The organism is Nocardioides dilutus (assembly GCF_054779555.1).
In genome coordinates, this window is sequence record NZ_BAAGYA010000003.1 from 400,316 (window position 1) to 416,538 (window position 16,223).

Here is a 16,223-nt window from a genome sequence, read left to right on the forward strand (position 1 = left end):
GAATCCGGCCCACGAACGACCCATTTCCGCTGGTCATCCGTGTCCCAGGCCCGTTTCGCACGTTCCATGTGGTGGGGCTCGGGACCTGGTGCGAAGGAGGGGCGGGCTGGGAGGCGCGTCGCGCACAGGAGGGGAGGGAGCGTCATGGGCAGGTCGTACCGCGGCCTGGGCTTCGTCGTGCTCATGCTGCTGGTCGTCGCGCCGCTCACCCTCTTCGCCGTCCTGTCGCTCTTCGAGGACGACTCGGCCGACTCCATCAGGTTGAGCCTCGACGGGGTCCATTGGGAGAAGGGTCTGCACGGCGCGCTGCTCGCCTCCCGGGAGTCGTGGGAGCCGGGCGAGTCCCGCAGCGCCATCGTCTACCTCAAGAACGCCGGCCCAGACCCGGTCGACGCCGACGTGGCCGTGCTCTGCCGCTCCACCGACGAGGTGGTCACCGACCGCTACCTGACGATGACCGCCCAGGTCGACGAGGCGAGTCCCGAGGAGCTGCCGGTCTATGGCGAGGCCCACGACGTGCACGTCGACGGCCTGGGGAGCGAGGAGGTCGTGCCGATCACCCTCGAGGTCACTCTCGCCGACACGGCACCGATCGGCTCGAGGCTCGACGGCCGCGCCGTCGACGTCCGGCTGTCGGTCACCGGGATGCGCACCGAGGAGTCCGGGCCACCCTCGCTGCTGGACGCGACCGGCGCCCAGCTCTGGCTGGCCCCGATCCTGCTCGTCGTCGGGGCCGGTGTCGCCCTGGTCGGCCAGGCCGGCCGGAGTCCCGGTCCGCCCGGAAGTCGCGACACCCGTTCCTGAGCCCTGGCACCCGGTCCCTACGATCGGCCGGTGAGCACAGCAGCCCGGGTCGGCGTCCTCGCGCTGCAGGGCGACGTACGCGAGCACCTGCAGGCGCTGACCCGCCTGGGGTTCCAGGCCGACGCCGTACGCCGTCCCGGCGAGCTCGCCGCCGTCGACGCCCTGGTGCTGCCCGGTGGCGAGTCGACCACCATGGCCAAGCTGGCCCGCACCTTCGAGCTGCTCGACCCGCTCCGCGCCCGGGTGGCGGCCGGGCTCCCCGTGCTCGGCACCTGCGCCGGCATGATCCTGCTCGCCGACCGGGTCGAGGACGGTGTCGTCGGCCAGGAGACCATCGGCGGGCTCGACATCACGGTGCGCCGCAACGCCTTCGGGCGCCAGGTCGACTCGTTCGAGGAGGACCTGCACGTCGCCGGCGTCGAGGGCTCGGTGCACGCGGTCTTCATCCGCGCGCCGTGGGTCGAGCAGGTGGGCGACGGCGTCGAGGTGCTCGCGCACGTCGAGGCCGGTCCGGCCGCCGGTAGGATCGTCGCGGTCCGCCAAGGACCGCTGATGGCTACGTCGTTCCACCCGGAGGTGGGCGGCGATTCCCGGATCCACGCGCTGTTCCTGTCCGGCGCGGGACTTACGTGAGGTTGAGAGAGACGCATGTCTGGCCACTCCAAGTGGGCGACCACCAAGCACAAGAAGGCCGTCATCGACGCCAAGCGCGGCAAGATGTTCGCCAAGCTGATCAAGAACATCGAGGTCGCGGCCCGAATGGGCGGCGGTGACCCGGCCGGCAACCCGACGCTCTACGACGCCATCCAGAAGGCCAAGAAGTCGTCGGTACCCAACGACAACATCGACCGGGCGGTCAAGCGCGGCTCCGGTGCCGAGACCGGCGGCGCCGACTACCAGACGATCATGTACGAGGGCTACGGCCCCTCGGGCGTCGCCATGTTGATCGAGTGCCTCACCGACAACAAGAACCGCGCCGCGATGGAGGTCCGGACCGCGATGAGCCGCAACGGCGGCTCGCTCGCCGACCCGGGCTCCGTGTCGTTCCTGTTCAACCGCAAGGGCGTCGTGCTCGTCCCCACGGAGCAGGAGTCCCGCACAGTGACCGAGGACGACATCCTCGAGGCGACGCTGGAGGCAGGCGCCGACGCGGTCAACGACCTGGGCGAGAGCTTCGAGGTCATCGCGGAGGCCTCCGACCTGGTGGCGGTGCGCACCGCCCTCCAGGCGGCCGGCATCGACTACGACTCTGCCGAGGCCTCGTTCGTGCCCGACATGCAGGTCGAGCTCGACAAGGACGCCGCGGCCAAGATGTTCCGGCTCGTCGACGCCCTCGAGGACCTCGACGACGTGCAGAACATCTTCGCCAACTACGACGTCTCCGACGATGTGATGGGTGAGCTGCAGGACGCCTGACCCGCGTGTCGTGCGCCGATCCGTCGGCGCGCGACGTTAGCGTTCGTACGAACATCTGTTCGGACGAGAGGCTCCCATGCGCGTGCTCGGCATCGACCCAGGCCTGACCCGTTGTGGAGTCGGCGTGGTCGAGGGAGAGGTCGGTCGACCGCTGACCCTGGTCGACGTCGGAGTCATCCGCACGTCCTCGTCGCTGCCCGTGCCCGATCGGCTGGTCAGCATCGAGCGGGGGATCGAGGCGTGGATCGAGGAGCACCGGCCCGACGCGGTCGCGATCGAGCGGGTCTTCGCGCGCTCCGACGTCAGCACCGTGATGGGCACCGCCCAGGCCAGCGGGATCGCCATGGTCGTCGCGGCGCGCCGCGGTCTGACCGTGGCGCTGCACACCCCCAGCGAGGTCAAGGCCGCGGTCTCGGGGAGCGGGCGCGCCGACAAGGCCCAGGTCGGCTTCATGGTCACCCGGATCCTGCGACTCGACGCCCTGCCCAAGCCGGCCGACGCCGCCGACGCGCTCGCGCTGGCCATCACCCACATCTGGCGTGGCGGCGCCCAGGCCCGGCTCGACGCCGCGCTCGCGGCCAGCGGAGTGAAGCGATGATCGCGTTCGTGCGCGGCCAGGTGGCCGCGGTGACCCTGTCCAGCGCCGTGCTCGAGGTCGGCGGGGTGGGCCTGGAGGTGATGTGCACGCCCGGCACGCTCGCCACGCTGCGCACCGGGCAGACCGCGACGCTGCCGACCAGCATGGTCGTGCGCGAGGACTCGCTGACGCTGTTCGGCTTCGTCGACGAGGACGAGAAGCAGGTCTTCGAGCTCGTGCAGACCGCCTCCGGCGTGGGACCCAAGGTGGCGCAGGCGATCACCGCGGTGCTGCCTCCCGACGACCTACGCCGGGCGATCGCCACCGACGACGTCAAGACACTGACCCGGGTGCCGGGCATCGGGCAGAAGGGCGCCCAGCGGATCATCCTCGAGCTCAAGGACCGGATCGGACCGCCCGTCGGCGTCCGCCAGGCGTCGACGACGCCGGGCGCCGTCTGGCGTGAGCAGGTCCACCAGGGCCTGGTCGGGCTGGGCTGGCCGGTGCGTGAGGCCGAGCGAGCCGTCGACGCCGTCGCAGACCAGGCCGGGGACAGCCCCGACGTGCCGGCCCTGCTGCGGGCCGCCCTGCGGACGTTGTCGAAGGCGTGACGGGCCCCGACATGCACGAGGACGAGTTGGTCGCCGCCGAGACGGCCCACCTGCGAGACCTGGAGGTCTCGTTGACCGCGGCCGACGCCGAGGGCGACGAGCGGGTGGTGGAGGCCGCCCTGCGCCCAAGGTCTCTCGACGAGCTGGTGGGCCAGGCCCGGGTCCGCACCCAGCTCGGGCTGGTCCTCGAGGCGGCCCGTCGGCGCGAGCGTCCGCCGGACCACGTGCTGCTGTCGGGGCCGCCCGGGCTCGGCAAGACCACGCTGGCGATGATCATCGCCGGCGAGATGGGCGCGCCGCTTCGGCTCACCAGCGGCCCCGCGATCACCCATGCCGGTGACCTGGCCGCCATCCTGTCCGGGCTCAACCACGGTGACGTGCTGTTCGTCGACGAGCTGCACCGGATGTCCCGGCCAGCCGAGGAGATGCTCTACCTCGCGATGGAGGACTTCCGTGTCGACGTGGTCATCGGCAAGGGCCCAGGGGCCACCGCGATCCCGCTGGACATCCCGCCGTTCACGCTCGTCGGCGCCACGACCCGGGCCGGCCTGCTGCCCGGACCGTTGCGCGACCGCTTCGGGTTCACCGGCCACCTCGAGTTCTACGAGGCCGCCGAGCTCGACCTGATCGTGCACCGCTCGGCCGGGCTGCTCGACGTACCCCTCGAGGCCGACGGCGCCGCCGAGATCGCGTCCCGGTCCCGAGGCACGCCGCGGATCGCCAACCGGCTCCTGCGCCGGGTGCGCGACTATGCCCAGGTGCGCGCCGACGGCGTCGTCACCCTCGACGTCGCCCGGGCCGCCCTGCAGCTCTACGAGGTCGACGAGATCGGCCTCGACCGGCTCGACCGGGCTGTCCTCGACGCGCTGTGCGTCCATTTCGACGGTGGGCCGGTCGGCGTCTCGACCCTGGCGGTCGCCGTCGGCGAGGAGCGCGAGACCGTCGAGGAGGTCGCCGAGCCGTTCCTCGTGCGCAGCGGCTTCCTCGCCAGGACGCCTCGAGGCCGGGTCGCGACACCGGCGGCCTGGGCGCATCTCGGACTGGGGACGCCGAGCCGCGGTGCGGGGCCCCACGGCGATGCGACTCTGTTCGAGGACTGATCTAGACTCACCGGTCGGCCCTCGCGGGTCCTTCTCTTCCGGTGACACTCAAGCCCTCGACCGTTGTTCGTGAGGTCCTTTCGTGCAAGACCTGGCATCGACCCTGCTGCCGCTGATCGCCATCGCGCTGGTCTTCTGGCTTCTCATCATCCGGCCCCAGAGCCGCCGCCAGCGGGAACTCCGCGACATGCAGGCCGCGTTGTCTGTCGGTGACGAGGTGGTCCTCACCTCGGGCATCCACGGCGTGGTCCGCGGCGTCGACAGCGACGTGGCCCAGGTCGAGGTGGCCACTGGCGTGACCATCCGGGTCGCGCGGGCGGCGATCGGGATCGTGATGCCGCCGAACACCGAGGCACTGCCCGACCAGGGCGAAGAGGAGATCTGAGCAGTGGCAGCGAAGAGGGCACGCCCGGGCCGGACACTCATCGTGTTCTTCGTGGGCCTGGGCATCGCCTACGGCCTGGTGGCCCTAGGCGGCACCTGGAAGCCGGAGCTCGGTCTGGACCTGCAGGGCGGGACCAGCATCCGCCTCATCGCAGAGGGGTCGCCCAGCGAGGACTCGCTCGAGCAGGCGCGCAAGATCATCGACCAGCGGGTCAACGGCTCCGGTGTCGCCGAGGCCGAGGTCACCGTCCAGGGCAACCGCTACGTCGTCGTGGAGATCCCCGGCTCGAGCCGCCCAGACCTCGAGGAGACCGTCAAGCGCCAGGCGCAGCTGCGGTTCCGGCTGGTCGCTTGCATCGACGACGGCGTCACGCCCTGTGGGGCGTCGGTCGTGCCCGAGATCCCCACGGAGGCCGAGCCGGGCGACGGCGTCATCGCCCCCACCGACGCCCCGGCCCCCGAGGAGTCGCCGGCTCCGACCGACGACGCGTCGCCGTCCGGCACCGCCAACCGCGGACCGGTGCACTACCAGGACGAGACCCCGTCCCCGACCCCCGAGCCGACCGGGAGCCCGGCTGAGAGCCCGGCCACCGAGCCGACCGAGGGGCCTGAGCAGATCCAGCCCCCCGAGGGCGGCGAGGGTGTCGACGACCCGCTCACCTGGATCGACAACCCCAACCAGGAAGCGGTCGACGCCTACAACGCGTTCAGCTGCCCACCGGACGGGTCCCCGCCCAACGTGGTGGACGACCCCGACAAGCCGCTGATCACCTGCGGCACCGGCCGTTTCGAGGGTGTCAAGTACCTCTTGTCGGCCTCGATGATCGAGGGCACCGACCTCAACGACGCCGCGGCGCAGATCCCACAGGGCCAGGTCAACTACGTCGTCACGCTCGAGTTCAACGGCGAGGGCACCGACACCTTCGGCGAGATCTCCCGGGCGCTGGTCAACACCGAGAAGCAGTTCGCGATCGTGCTCGACGGCCAGGTCCTGTCGGCGCCCACGATGGACGCGTTGATCCTCGACGGCCGCGCCATGATCAGCGGTGACTTCACCCAGGCCAGCGCCGAGAGCCTGGCCACCAGCCTGCGGTTCGGAGCCCTGCCGATCTCATTCGACGACAAGGGCACCACGGTGGAGACGGTGGGTCCGTCCCTGGCCGGCGACCAGCTCTCCGCGGGCCTGATCGCCGGCGCCATCGGCCTGGCGCTGGTGATGCTCTACTGCCTGGCCTACTACCGCGGCCTGGGCCTGGTCGTCATCGCCTCGCTCCTGATCGCCGGCGGCTCGACGTACGCGATGGTCCTGCTTCTGAGCAAGACCGCGAACTTCACGCTCACCCTGCCCGGCATCGCCGGCCTCATCGTGGCGGTGGGGATCACCGCCGACTCGTTCGTCGTCTACTTCGAGCGGATCCGTGACGAGATGCGCGACGGCAAGTCGATGCGGGTCGCCGTCGAGGCGGGCTGGGTCCGGGCCCGGAACACCTGCCTGGCCGCCGACGCGGTCTCGCTGCTCGCCGCGACGGTGCTCTACATCTTCGCGGCCGGCGTCGTGAAGGGCTTCGCGTTCGCCCTGGGCCTGTCCACCCTGATCGACCTCGTCGTGTTCTTCTGGTTCACCAAGCCGATGGTCTCGTGGCTGGCCAGGTTCGCCATGTTCAACCAGGGTCGACCGATCTCGGGGCTCAGCGCCGAGGCGCTCGGTGTCGACCGGATCCCCGTGGGAGGGAGAGCCTGATGGGCAGGATGTCGCGGCTCGGCAACGACCTCTACAGCGGACGCAGGTCGGTCGACTTCGTCGGCCGCAAGTGGCTCTGGTACGCCATCTCGGTCCTGGTGGTCGCAGCCGCCGTGCTCTGTCTCTTCGTGCGCGGGCTCGACTACAGCATCGAGTTCACCGGCGGGACCCAGATCCGGGTCTCCCTGGACTCCGACGAGGTCACCCAGGAAACCGCCGACGAGCTGCGCGAAGCGGTCGCGGCCGCCGGCGTCGAGGCGGCCGCCAACCCCACCGTCACCACCTCAGGCGACAGCGCCATCCTCATCCAGGTCGCCGAGCTCGACAGCTCCGAGGCCGCCGAGGTCTCCCAGGTCGTCCTCGACACCGTCGGGGCGCCCGCGGACAGCTTGTCGCAGGAGAAGATCGGGGCCAGCTGGGGCCAAGAGGTCCGGGACCGGGCCGTGCTCGGTCTCATCGTGTTCCTGGTCCTGGTCGTGCTGTTCATCTGGATGTACTTCCGGCAGTGGAAGATGTCCGTCGCGGCGATGGTCGCGCTGGCCCACGACGTCACGGTGACCGTCGGCATCTACTCGCTCTCGGGCTTCGAGGTCAGCCCGGCCACCGTGACCGGCGTGCTGACCATCCTCGGGTTCTCGCTCTACGACACCGTGGTGGTCTTCGACAAGGTCCGGGAGAACACCAAGGACCTGCGCGGGTCGCGGACGACCTACGCCCACGCCGCCAACCTCGCCGTCAACCAGACCCTCGTCCGCTCGGTCAACACCTCGATCGTTGCGCTCCTGCCGGTGGGGGCGATCCTCTACGTCGGTGCCGTCCAGCTCGGCGCGTCCTCGCTGAAGGACCTGGCGCTGGCGCTGTTCGTCGGTATGGCCGCCGGTGTCTACTCCTCGGTGTTCATCGCCACGCCGCTGTTGGTGCACCTGAAGTCCAGCGAGGACGAGGTCAAGCTGGCCGAGCGCCGGGCCAAGGCACGCGCCCGGCGCGCCGCCGACCCCTACGCCTCGGTGCCGTCGTTCAAGGAGGACATGCCGGTCTACGACGAGGGCGAGGACCTGCCCGAGGCGCTGGAGCCGGACGAGGCCGAGCCGTCGGACACCCCGGCAGCGCCACGCGCCGCTGAAGCGGTGGGCCGCGGCCGGGTGACGCCGGCCCCGGCGCGGCCGATCGGCAACAGCTCGGCGTCGGGCCGGCAGCAGCCGAGCCGGCAGCCGAGGTCCAAGCGGGGCAAGAAGTAGCCCGGATGACCGTCGTCGCGCGGGAGGCGCTGGAGCGGCTCGTCATCGACGTGCCCGACTACCCCGAGCCCGGGATCGTCTTCAAGGACATCACCCCGATGCTGGCCGACCACGACGCCTTCACCGCCGTCGTCCGAGCCCTCGCCGTCGCGGGTCAGGACGCCTCGGGGACGACGATCGTCGACAAGGTCGTCGGCATGGAGGCCCGCGGGTTCATCCTGGCGGCCCCGGTCGCCCTGGCGCTCGGGGCCGGCTTCGTCCCCGTGCGCAAGGCGGGCAAGCTGCCCCGGGTGACCCATGCGGTCTCCTATGCCCTGGAGTACGGCGAGGCCACGCTCGAGCTGCACCGCGACGGCATCGCGCCGGGGGAGCGGGTGCTCCTCGTCGACGACGTGCTGGCCACGGGCGGCACGGTCGCGGCCACCCGCCAGCTGGTCGAGAGCTGCGGCGGGGAGGCGGTCGGCGTCGCCGTACTGATGGAGCTCGGCTTCCTCCCGGGGCGCGAGGCGATCGGCGACCTGGCGCTGACCGCTCTCATGACGGTCTGACGACGACCCGTCCGCGCCTAGACTGACGTGGTGACCGAGGAGCGCACCGCGCCGCCCGCGGCACCGGCGAGCCCGAAGAGTCCGAAGAGTCCGAACGAGCAGAAGGCCCCGAAGGCCCCGACCACCCCGCCGGTCCCGCCCCGGTCGATGCGCGCCCGACTGGCCCGGGTCGCCTCCCGCACCCAGGTCGGCAACCCGGTGCTGGACTCGCTGTTCCGCGCGGTACGCGCCAACCACCCCAAGGCCGACCTGGCACTGCTCGAGCGCGCCTACAACGTGGCCGCCGAGATGCATGGCACCCAGATGCGCAAGAGCGGCGACCCCTACATCACTCATCCGCTCGCGGTCACGACGATCCTCGCCGACATCGGGATGACGGAGTCGACGCTGGTCGCGGCGCTGCTGCACGACACCGTCGAGGACACCCCCTACACGCTCGACCAGGTCCGAGCCGACTTCGGCGACGAGGTCGCCCGGCTCGTCGACGGCGTGACCAAGCTCGACAAGGTCAAGTACGGCGACTCGGCTCAGGCCGAGACCATCCGCAAGATGATCGTCGCGATGTCGCGCGACATCCGGGTGCTGGTCATCAAGCTCGCCGACCGCCTCCACAACATGCGGACCCTGCGCTACGTGCGGCAGGAGACCCAGGAACGGGTCGCCCGCGAGACGCTCGACATCTACGCCCCGCTGGCCCACCGGCTGGGCATGAACACGATCAAGTGGGAGCTCGAGGACCTCGCCTTCGCGACGCTGCACCCCAAGATCTACGACGAGATTGTCCGGATGGTCGCCGAGCGGGCGCCGTCGCGTGACCAGTTCCTGGCCGAGGTCATCACGGCTGTCGAGGCCGACCTGCGCGAGGCCAAGATCAAGGCCACGGTGACCGGGCGGCCGAAGCACTACTACTCGATCTACCAGAAGATGATCGTCGGCGGCCGCGAGTTCTCCGACATCTACGACCTGGTCGGCATCCGCATCCTGGTCGCCGACGACCGCGACTGCTACTCGGTCCTCGGCGTGCTGCACTCGCGCTGGAACCCGGTCCTGGGCCGGTTCAAGGACTACGTCGCGATGCCGAAGTTCAACATGTACCAGTCCCTGCACACGACGGTGATCGGGCCGCAGGGCAAGCCGGTCGAGATGCAGATCCGCACCTTCGGGATGCACCGGCGTGCGGAGTACGGCGTCGCCGCGCACTGGAAGTACAAGGAGGACGGCCGGGCCGGCGTCGACACCGACCGTGGATCAGGCAAGGCCGGCGACGTCGATGACATGACGTGGGTCAAGCAGCTCCTCGACTGGCAGAGCGAGGTCGAGGACCCGGGGGAGTTCCTCGAGTCGCTGCGCTTCGAGATCAACCGGGCGGAGACCTATGTCTTCACCCCGCGCGGAGACGTCATCGCGCTGCCGGCCGGGGCCACGCCCGTCGACTTCGCCTACGCCGTGCACACCGAGGTGGGCCACCACACCATCGGGGCGCGGGTCAACGGACGGCTGGTGCCGCTGGAGTCGACGCTCGACAACGGCGACGTGGTCGAGGTCTTCACCTCCAAGTCGGCCACCGCAGGCCCGTCGCGTGACTGGCTGACGTTCGTGAAGTCGCCGCGGGCTCGCTCCAAGATCCGCCAGTGGTTCACCAAGGAGCGGCGCGATGAGGCCATCGAGCACGGCAAGGAGCAGATCGCCAAGCTCATGCGCAAGGAGGGCCTACCCCTCAAACGGCTTCTCTCGCAGGAGTCTCTGACCCAGGCCGCGGAGCACTTCAAGCTCGCCGACATCACCGCGCTCTACGCCGCGGTCGGTGAGGGCAACGTCTCCGCGCAGGCCGTCGTACGCCGCGTCGTCGAGATGCACGGCGGCAACGAGGGCGCCCAGGAGGACCTGGCCGAGGCCGTCACGATCACCGGCCGCCGGCAGCGCAGCAAGATCAGCGCCGGCACCGACGTCGGCGTCGTCGTCAAGGGCGCGCCCGACATCTGGGTCAAGCTGGCCAAGTGCTGCACCCCGGTGCCGCCCGACGAGATCCTGGGCTTCGTCACCAAGGGCGGCGGGGTCTCGGTCCACCGCCAGGACTGCACGAACGCCGCGGAGCTGCGGTCACACCCGGAGAAGCTGCTCGAGGTCGAATGGGCACCGACCGCCCAGTCGACGTTCCTGGTCAACATCCAGGTCGAGGCGCTGGACCGAGCCCGTCTCCTCGCCGACATCACGATGGTGCTGTCCGACGCACACGTCAACATCCTGAGCGCCAACCTGCAGACCACCCGCAACCGGGTCGCCAAGTCCCGCTTCACCTTCGAGATGGCGGAGGCCAAGCACCTCGACACGGTGCTCAAGGCTGTCCGCTCCGTCCCGGGCGTGTTCGACGCCTACCGCGTCACCCAGTAGCCCCGCGCGCGGCGAGTGAGCGCAGCGAACGAGACGTGCGAGGGCGGCGCTGGTCGAGGAGGTCGCGCAGCGACCGTCACGAGACCGGGGGAGCCAATGCTGGAATGTGACCGGGATCGGTTGGGTCGCAGCCTGGTCTCGTCTGGTCTCGTGACGGCGCTGACGCGCCTCCTCGACCACCGCCGCCCGCGAGTGTCTCGCTGCGCTCGCCACGCGCGGGCTAGCTGTAGTCGGCGCTGACCTGCTTGGCCATGTCGAGGAACGACCGGCGTGAGGCGAGGTCGGCCTCCAGCTCGGCGATCTTCTTCTCGTTGCCGGCTGCCTTGGCCACCTCGAGGTCGGCCTCGGCTTTGGCGATGGCGGTCTCGAGCTTGGACACCATGTCGTCCGCGCGAGCGGACTTCTCCGGGTCGGAGGCACGCCAGCGCTCGTCCTCGACCGACCGGACGGCCTGCTCGACCGCGCGCATGCGGCCCTCCAGCTCCTTCATCCGGTCGCGGGGCACCTTGCCGGCGGCCTCCCACCTGTCGGCGAGGTCACGCAGGGCCTTCTTGGCGGCATCGAGGTCGGTGACCGGGACCAGCGCCTCGGCCTCGGCCAGGATCTTCTCCTTGACCTCGGCGTTGGCGGCGAACTCGGCGTCCAGGGCGGCGTTTGCCGCGTCCCGGGCACCGAAGAACGTGTCCTGGGCAGCGCGGAACCGCTTCCAGAGCTCGTCGTCGACGTCCTTCGGAGCGGCACCGGCGGCCTTCCACTGGCTCATCAGGTCGCGATACTTGCCGGCGGTCGGACCCCAGTCGGTGGAGTCGGCGAGGGCCTCGGCCTCCTTGACCAGGCGCTCCTTGACCACCCGGGCGCCCTCGCGCTTCTCGTTCTGCTCGGCGAAGTGCGTCTTGCGGCGGCGGGTGTAGGTCGTCCGGGCCGAGGAGAACCGCTTCCACAGCTCGTCGTCGGAGGCGCGGTCGATCCGGGGGAGTGCCTTCCATTCGTCCAGCAGGGTCCGCAGCCGGTTGGCCCCGGCGCGCCAGTCGCTACCGGTGGCCAGGGTCTCGGCCTCGGCGACGATCTTCTCCTTGGCCGCCTTGGACTCCACGATCCGCTGGGCCTTCTCCGCCTTGCGCGCCTCGCGCTGGGAGGCGATCACCGGGCGGAGCGAGTCCAGCCGACCGACGAGCGAGGCGAGGTCGCCGACCGCATTGGCCTCCGCCACCTGGGCGGACACGGTCTTGACCGACTCGGAGGCCTCCTCGGGGGTCATCACCCCCGAGCGGACCCGCTGCTCCAACAGCTCGACCTCCACCGCGAGCGCCTCGAAGCGCTTGGTGAAGAACGACATCGCCTCCTCGGCGGAACCGATGGGGTACTGGCCGACGATGCGCTCGCCGTCAGCCGTGCGGACGTAGACCGTCCCGTCGGCGTCGACGCGGCCCCACTCGTGGCCTGACTTGTCCGTGGTCACTGCACCCTCACCGCTGGTTGTCACTTCGTCCGGGGACTTCGCAGACACAAGGCCCCACTCTAAGAGGTGTCCTTCGCGGGTGCGGATGCGGAGGCAATACCGATGCGACTTAGTGACCTCACCCTGGATAGCCTGAGCCGGTGCTCATCGCCGGCTTCCCCGCAGGACCGTGGGGCACCAACTGCTACGTCGTGGCGACGGCCCCCGGCGCGGAGTGCGTGATCGTCGACCCGGGCATGGAGGCGACCGACGGCGTGGCCGAGGTGGTCCGGCAGCACAAGCTCAAGCCAGTCTCGGTGCTGGTCACCCACGGCCACGTCGACCACATGTGGTGTGTCGCCCCGGTGGCCGGGACGTACGACGCCACCGCCTGGATCCACCCCGCCGACCGGCACCTGCTCGCCGACCCGATGGCGGGCATGTCGCCGGAGACGGCGCGCATGCTCCTCGGCGGTGACTACTCGTGGGCCGAGCCAGACGACGTGCAGGAGCTGGGTGACCTGCAGCAGCTCGAGCTGGCCGGCCTCCGGTTCGTGGTCGACCACACCCCGGGCCACACCGAGGGCTCGGTCACCTTCCGGACGCCCTACGTCTCGACAGGCTCGACATCCGCGACGGGGGACGTGTCCGAGGTGATGTTCTCGGGCGACCTGCTGTTCGCCGGGTCGATCGGCCGCACCGACCTGCCCGGCGGGGACCACGCGACGATGCTGCGCAGCCTGGCCACCAAGGTGCTCCCGCTCGCCGACGACGTCGTCGTCCTCCCTGGGCACGGCGAGCAGACCTCGATCGGCAAGGAGCGGGCGACCAACCCGTTCCTCCAGGACCTGCCGGTCGGATGAGCGCGAAGCCCACCCCGCTGAGCGGGTTCCCTGAGCTGCTGCCCGCAGAACGCGTCGTCGAGCAGGAGACGATCGACACCCTGCGCCGCGTCTTCGAGCTGCACGGCTTCGCCGGGATCGAGACCCGCGTGGTCGAGCCGATGGAGCGGCTCGCCAAGGGCGGTGAGATCGACAAGGAGATCTACGTCCTGCGCCGCGCCCTGTCCGACGACGACGGGTCGGACTCCGGGCTGGGCCTGCACTTCGACCTCACCGTGCCGTTCGCGCGCTATGTACTGGAGAACTCCGGCAAGCTCGAGTTCCCCTTCCGGCGCTACCAGATCCAGCCGGCCTGGCGGGGCGAGCGGCCGCAGATCGGCCGCTACCGGCAGTTCACCCAGGCCGACGTCGACATCGTGGGGCAGGGCGAGCTCGCCTTCCACCACGACGTCGAGGTGATGCGGGTGATGGTCCATGCGCTGGCCGCGCTACCGCTTCCCCCAGTGTCCTTCCAGTTCAACAACCGCAAGCTGATCCAGGGTTTCTACCGCGGACTCGGGATCGCGGACGTGACGGGCGCCATCCGGGTGATCGACAAGCTCGACAAGCTGCCTGCCGAGGTGGTCGCCCAGCAGCTGGTCGATCAGGCCGGAGCCACCCCCGAGCAGGCTGAGCGCTGCCTTCGGCTCGCCTCGATCCGGGTCCCCGACGGCTCGTTCGTCGCGCAAGTGCGCGCGCTGGGCGTCGAGGACGACCTGCTGGAGACCGGGCTCACCGAGCTCGCCGCCGTGATCGAGGGGTGCGCCGCCGTCGCCACCGACAGGGTCTCCGTCGAGGCCAACCTGCGCATCGCCCGCGGCCTGGACTACTACACCGGCACCGTCGTCGAGATCTTCATGAGCGGCTACGAGCACCTCAAGTCTGTCGGCGGTGGCGGCCGGTACGACGCGCTGGCCGACGACGGCAAGAACGTCTACCCCGGCGTCGGCGTGTCCTTTGGCGTCTCGCGCACGCTCGTCCCGCTCCTCGCCGACGGTGTCCTGGCCGGCAGCCGGTCGGTGCCGAGCGCTGTTCTGGTCGCCCTGACCGACGAGGAGTCCCGGCCGGTCAGCGACGCCGTGGCCACCGAGCTGCGGGCGCGCGGCATCCCGTGCGAGGTGGCCGCCTCGCCCCAGAGGTTCGGCAAGCAGATCCGCACCGCCGAGCGCAGGGGCATCCCGTTCGTGTGGTTCGCGTCGCCGCAGGGACACGAGGTCAAGGACATCCGCACCGGCGAGCAGGTGGCGGCGGACGCCGCCACCTGGACACCCCCCGCAGCCGACGTGCGACCGCACGTCGTACGAAAGGTTGAACCGTGATCCGCACCCACGACGCCGGCGCCCTGCGCGCCGAACACGTCGGCCAGACCGTGACCCTCGCCGGCTGGGTCGCCAGTCGCCGCGACCACGGCGGGGTGACGTTCATCGACCTTCGCGAGGCCAGCGGCGTCGTGCAGGTGGTCATCCGTGAGGACGAGGTGGCGCACCGGCTGCGAGACGAATTCTGCCTCAAGGTCACGGGCGACGTGGCGGCGCGCGACGACAAGAACAAGAACCCCAACCTCGCCACCGGCGACGTCGAGGTCGTGGCGGCCTCGGTCGAGGTGCTGAGCTCAGCCGACCCGCTGCCCTTCCCGATCGACGACCGCGTCGAGGTCGGCGAGGAGGCGCGGCTCAAGCATCGCTACCTCGACCTGCGCCGGGAGGGCCCGCGGGCCGCGATGGTGTTGCGCAGCAAGGTCAACAAGGCTGCCCGCGACGTCCTCGACCGGCACGACTTCATCGAGATCGAGACGCCGACCCTGACCAGGTCCACTCCCGAGGGGGCCCGCGACTTCCTGGTGCCGGCCCGACTCCGGCCCGGCAGCTGGTACGCCTTGCCGCAGAGCCCGCAGCTGTTCAAGCAGCTGCTCATGGTGGCCGGCATGGAGCGCTACTTCCAGATCGCGCGCTGCTACCGCGACGAGGACTTCCGCGCGGACCGACAGCCGGAGTTCACCCAGCTCGACATCGAGATGAGCTTCGTCGACCAGGACGACGTCATCGCGGTCTCCGAGGAGATCCTGGTTGCGCTGTGGTCCCTGGTCGGCCACCAGGTCCAGACGCCGATCCCGCGGATCACCTATGCCGACGCCATGGCCCGCTACGGGACCGACAAGCCGGACCTGCGGATGGGCCGGGAGCTCGTCGACTGCACCGACTACTTCAGGGACACCCCGTTCCGGGTCTTCCAGGCGCCGTACGTCGGCGCGGTGGTGATGCCGGGCGGCGCGAGCCAGCCGCGCAAGCAGCTCGACGCCTGGCAGGAGTGGGCCAAGCAGCGCGGCGCCCGGGGTCTCGCCTACGTTCTCGTGCAGGAGGACGGCGAGCTCGGCGGTCCGGTGGCCAAGAACCTCTCCGACGAGGAGCGCGCCGGCCTGGCGGCCCACGTCGGTGCCCAGCCGGGCGACTGCGTCTTCTTCGGCGCGGGGCCGGTCAAGAGCAGCCGCGCCCTGCTGGGCGCCGCCCGCCTCGAGATCGGCCGGCGTTGCGGCCTGATCGACGAGTCCGCGTGGAGCTTCGTCTGGGTCGTCGACGCGCCGCTCTTCGAGCCCGCCGACGAGGCGACCGCCGCGGGCGACGTCGCGGTCGGAGCTGGTGCGTGGACCGCCGTGCACCACGCATTCACCTCTCCCCAGGACCTGGCCTCCTTCGACAGCGAACCGGGCAGCGCGGTGGCCTGGGCCTACGACATCGTGTGCAACGGCAACGAGATCGGTGGCGGGTCCATCCGTATCCACTCCTCGGAGGTCCAGAAGCGAGTGTTCGCCGTGATGGGACTGGGGGAGGAGGAGGCCCAGGAGAAGTTCGGGTTCCTGCTCGACGCGTTCCGCTTCGGCGCCCCACCCCACGGCGGTATCGCGTTCGGCTGGGACCGGGTGACGGCACTGCTGGCCGGCACCGACTCGATCCGCGAGGTCATCGCGTTCCCCAAGTCTGGCGGCGGGGTCGACCCGCTGACGGACGCCCCGGCACCGATCACGCCGGCCCAGCGCAAGGAGGCTGGCGTGGACGCCGCTCCTGCGGAGGATGTCTCGCCGGACGTCTGAGCAGCG

The 16,223-nt window shown here is 70.6% G+C and carries 15 protein-coding genes; 14 read left to right on the plus strand and 1 reads right to left on the minus strand.

Annotation, left to right across the window (positions count from 1 at the left end; all coding sequences use genetic code 11):
* The first annotated feature begins 144 nt into the window (after positions 1 to 144).
* The 11 genes from ACYVC6_RS17620 to ACYVC6_RS17670 all read left to right on the plus strand — a co-directional run bounded on the left by ACYVC6_RS17620 (position 145) and on the right by ACYVC6_RS17670 (position 10,810).
* The gene (locus tag ACYVC6_RS17620) at positions 145 to 804 is read left to right on the plus strand and encodes a hypothetical protein (protein WP_460715745.1); all 660 of its coding nucleotides are present in this window, start codon (positions 145 to 147) and stop codon (positions 802 to 804) included.
* 30 nt (positions 805 to 834) lie between these two features.
* Positions 835 to 1,437: a pyridoxal 5'-phosphate synthase glutaminase subunit PdxT gene (gene pdxT / locus ACYVC6_RS17625; protein ID WP_460715746.1), complete on the plus strand. Its 603-nt coding sequence runs from the start codon at positions 835 to 837 to the stop codon at positions 1,435 to 1,437.
* A gap of 15 nt (positions 1,438 to 1,452) precedes the next feature.
* Complete coding sequence (locus tag ACYVC6_RS17630; protein ID WP_460715747.1) at positions 1,453 to 2,220, plus strand: YebC/PmpR family DNA-binding transcriptional regulator; 768 nt, start codon at positions 1,453 to 1,455, stop codon at positions 2,218 to 2,220.
* Between the two features lie 76 nt (positions 2,221 to 2,296).
* Positions 2,297 to 2,818 (plus strand): crossover junction endodeoxyribonuclease RuvC, encoded by a 522-nt coding sequence (ruvC, locus tag ACYVC6_RS17635; RefSeq protein WP_460715748.1) that lies wholly within the window; start codon positions 2,297 to 2,299, stop codon positions 2,816 to 2,818.
* Complete coding sequence (gene ruvA, locus ACYVC6_RS17640) at positions 2,815 to 3,408, plus strand: Holliday junction branch migration protein RuvA (protein WP_460715749.1); 594 nt, start codon at positions 2,815 to 2,817, stop codon at positions 3,406 to 3,408. The genes ruvC and ruvA overlap by 4 nt, the downstream gene beginning before the upstream one ends.
* Before the next feature lie 11 nt (positions 3,409 to 3,419).
* The gene (gene ruvB, locus ACYVC6_RS17645; RefSeq protein ID WP_460715750.1) at positions 3,420 to 4,508 is read left to right on the plus strand and encodes a Holliday junction branch migration DNA helicase RuvB; all 1,089 of its coding nucleotides are present in this window, start codon (positions 3,420 to 3,422) and stop codon (positions 4,506 to 4,508) included.
* An 82-nt stretch (positions 4,509 to 4,590) separates the two neighbouring features.
* A complete protein-coding gene (gene yajC / locus ACYVC6_RS17650) occupies positions 4,591 to 4,893 on the plus strand; it encodes a preprotein translocase subunit YajC (protein WP_460715751.1) in 303 nt (100 codons plus the stop codon).
* A 3-nt stretch (positions 4,894 to 4,896) separates the two neighbouring features.
* Complete coding sequence (secD, locus tag ACYVC6_RS17655; RefSeq protein WP_460715752.1) at positions 4,897 to 6,633, plus strand: protein translocase subunit SecD; 1,737 nt, start codon at positions 4,897 to 4,899, stop codon at positions 6,631 to 6,633.
* Positions 6,633 to 7,871, plus strand: coding sequence for a protein translocase subunit SecF (gene secF / locus ACYVC6_RS17660; RefSeq protein ID WP_460715753.1), 1,239 nt, complete (start codon positions 6,633 to 6,635; stop codon positions 7,869 to 7,871). The genes secD and secF overlap by 1 nt, the downstream gene beginning before the upstream one ends.
* A 5-nt stretch (positions 7,872 to 7,876) precedes the next feature.
* Positions 7,877 to 8,419 carry an adenine phosphoribosyltransferase gene (locus ACYVC6_RS17665; RefSeq protein ID WP_460715754.1) on the plus strand — a complete coding sequence of 181 codons (543 nt, stop codon included), beginning with the start codon at positions 7,877 to 7,879 and terminating at the stop codon, positions 8,417 to 8,419.
* Between the two features lie 147 nt (positions 8,420 to 8,566).
* Entirely contained in the window at positions 8,567 to 10,810 is a 2,244-nt protein-coding gene (locus ACYVC6_RS17670; RefSeq protein ID WP_460716505.1) for a RelA/SpoT family protein, read from the plus strand.
* A gap of 220 nt (positions 10,811 to 11,030) precedes the next feature.
* On the opposite strand, the gene ACYVC6_RS17675 is transcribed toward ACYVC6_RS17670, so the two are convergent.
* Positions 11,031 to 12,269, minus strand: a complete 1,239-nt coding sequence (locus ACYVC6_RS17675; protein ID WP_460715755.1) for a DUF349 domain-containing protein — start codon at positions 12,267 to 12,269, stop codon at positions 11,031 to 11,033.
* 140 nt (positions 12,270 to 12,409) lie between these two features.
* On the opposite strand from ACYVC6_RS17675, the gene ACYVC6_RS17680 reads away from it, so the two are divergent.
* The 3 genes from ACYVC6_RS17680 to aspS are packed head-to-tail and all read left to right on the plus strand — an operon-like array spanning position 12,410 to position 16,217.
* Complete coding sequence (locus ACYVC6_RS17680) at positions 12,410 to 13,111, plus strand: MBL fold metallo-hydrolase (RefSeq protein ID WP_460715756.1); 702 nt, start codon at positions 12,410 to 12,412, stop codon at positions 13,109 to 13,111.
* Positions 13,108 to 14,448 carry a histidine--tRNA ligase gene (hisS, locus tag ACYVC6_RS17685; RefSeq protein ID WP_460715757.1) on the plus strand — a complete coding sequence of 447 codons (1,341 nt, stop codon included), beginning with the start codon at positions 13,108 to 13,110 and terminating at the stop codon, positions 14,446 to 14,448. Before ACYVC6_RS17680 ends, hisS begins: the two co-directional genes overlap by 4 nt.
* On the plus strand, positions 14,445 to 16,217 hold the full coding sequence (gene aspS / locus ACYVC6_RS17690; protein WP_460715758.1) for an aspartate--tRNA ligase: 1,773 nt from the start codon (positions 14,445 to 14,447) through the stop codon (positions 16,215 to 16,217). The genes hisS and aspS overlap by 4 nt, the downstream gene beginning before the upstream one ends.
* Positions 16,218 to 16,223: the final 6 nt, after the last annotated feature.

Excerpts from the sequence above, each read along its gene's own strand:
- ACYVC6_RS17620 (WP_460715745.1), top strand. The coding sequence starts at position 145 with ATGGGCAGGTCGTACCGCGGCCTGGGCTTCGTCGTGCTCATGCTGCTG.
- ACYVC6_RS17630 (WP_460715747.1), top strand. The coding sequence starts at position 1,453 with ATGTCTGGCCACTCCAAGTGGGCGACCACCAAGCACAAGAAGGCCGTC.
- ruvC (WP_460715748.1), top strand. The coding sequence starts at position 2,297 with ATGCGCGTGCTCGGCATCGACCCAGGCCTGACCCGTTGTGGAGTCGGC.
- ruvA (WP_460715749.1), top strand. The coding sequence starts at position 2,815 with ATGATCGCGTTCGTGCGCGGCCAGGTGGCCGCGGTGACCCTGTCCAGC.
- ruvB (WP_460715750.1), top strand. The coding sequence starts at position 3,420 with ATGCACGAGGACGAGTTGGTCGCCGCCGAGACGGCCCACCTGCGAGAC.
- secF (WP_460715753.1), top strand. The coding sequence starts at position 6,633 with ATGGGCAGGATGTCGCGGCTCGGCAACGACCTCTACAGCGGACGCAGG.
- ACYVC6_RS17665 (WP_460715754.1), top strand. The coding sequence starts at position 7,877 with ATGACCGTCGTCGCGCGGGAGGCGCTGGAGCGGCTCGTCATCGACGTG.
- ACYVC6_RS17670 (WP_460716505.1), top strand. The coding sequence starts at position 8,567 with ATGCGCGCCCGACTGGCCCGGGTCGCCTCCCGCACCCAGGTCGGCAAC.
- hisS (WP_460715757.1), top strand. The coding sequence starts at position 13,108 with ATGAGCGCGAAGCCCACCCCGCTGAGCGGGTTCCCTGAGCTGCTGCCC.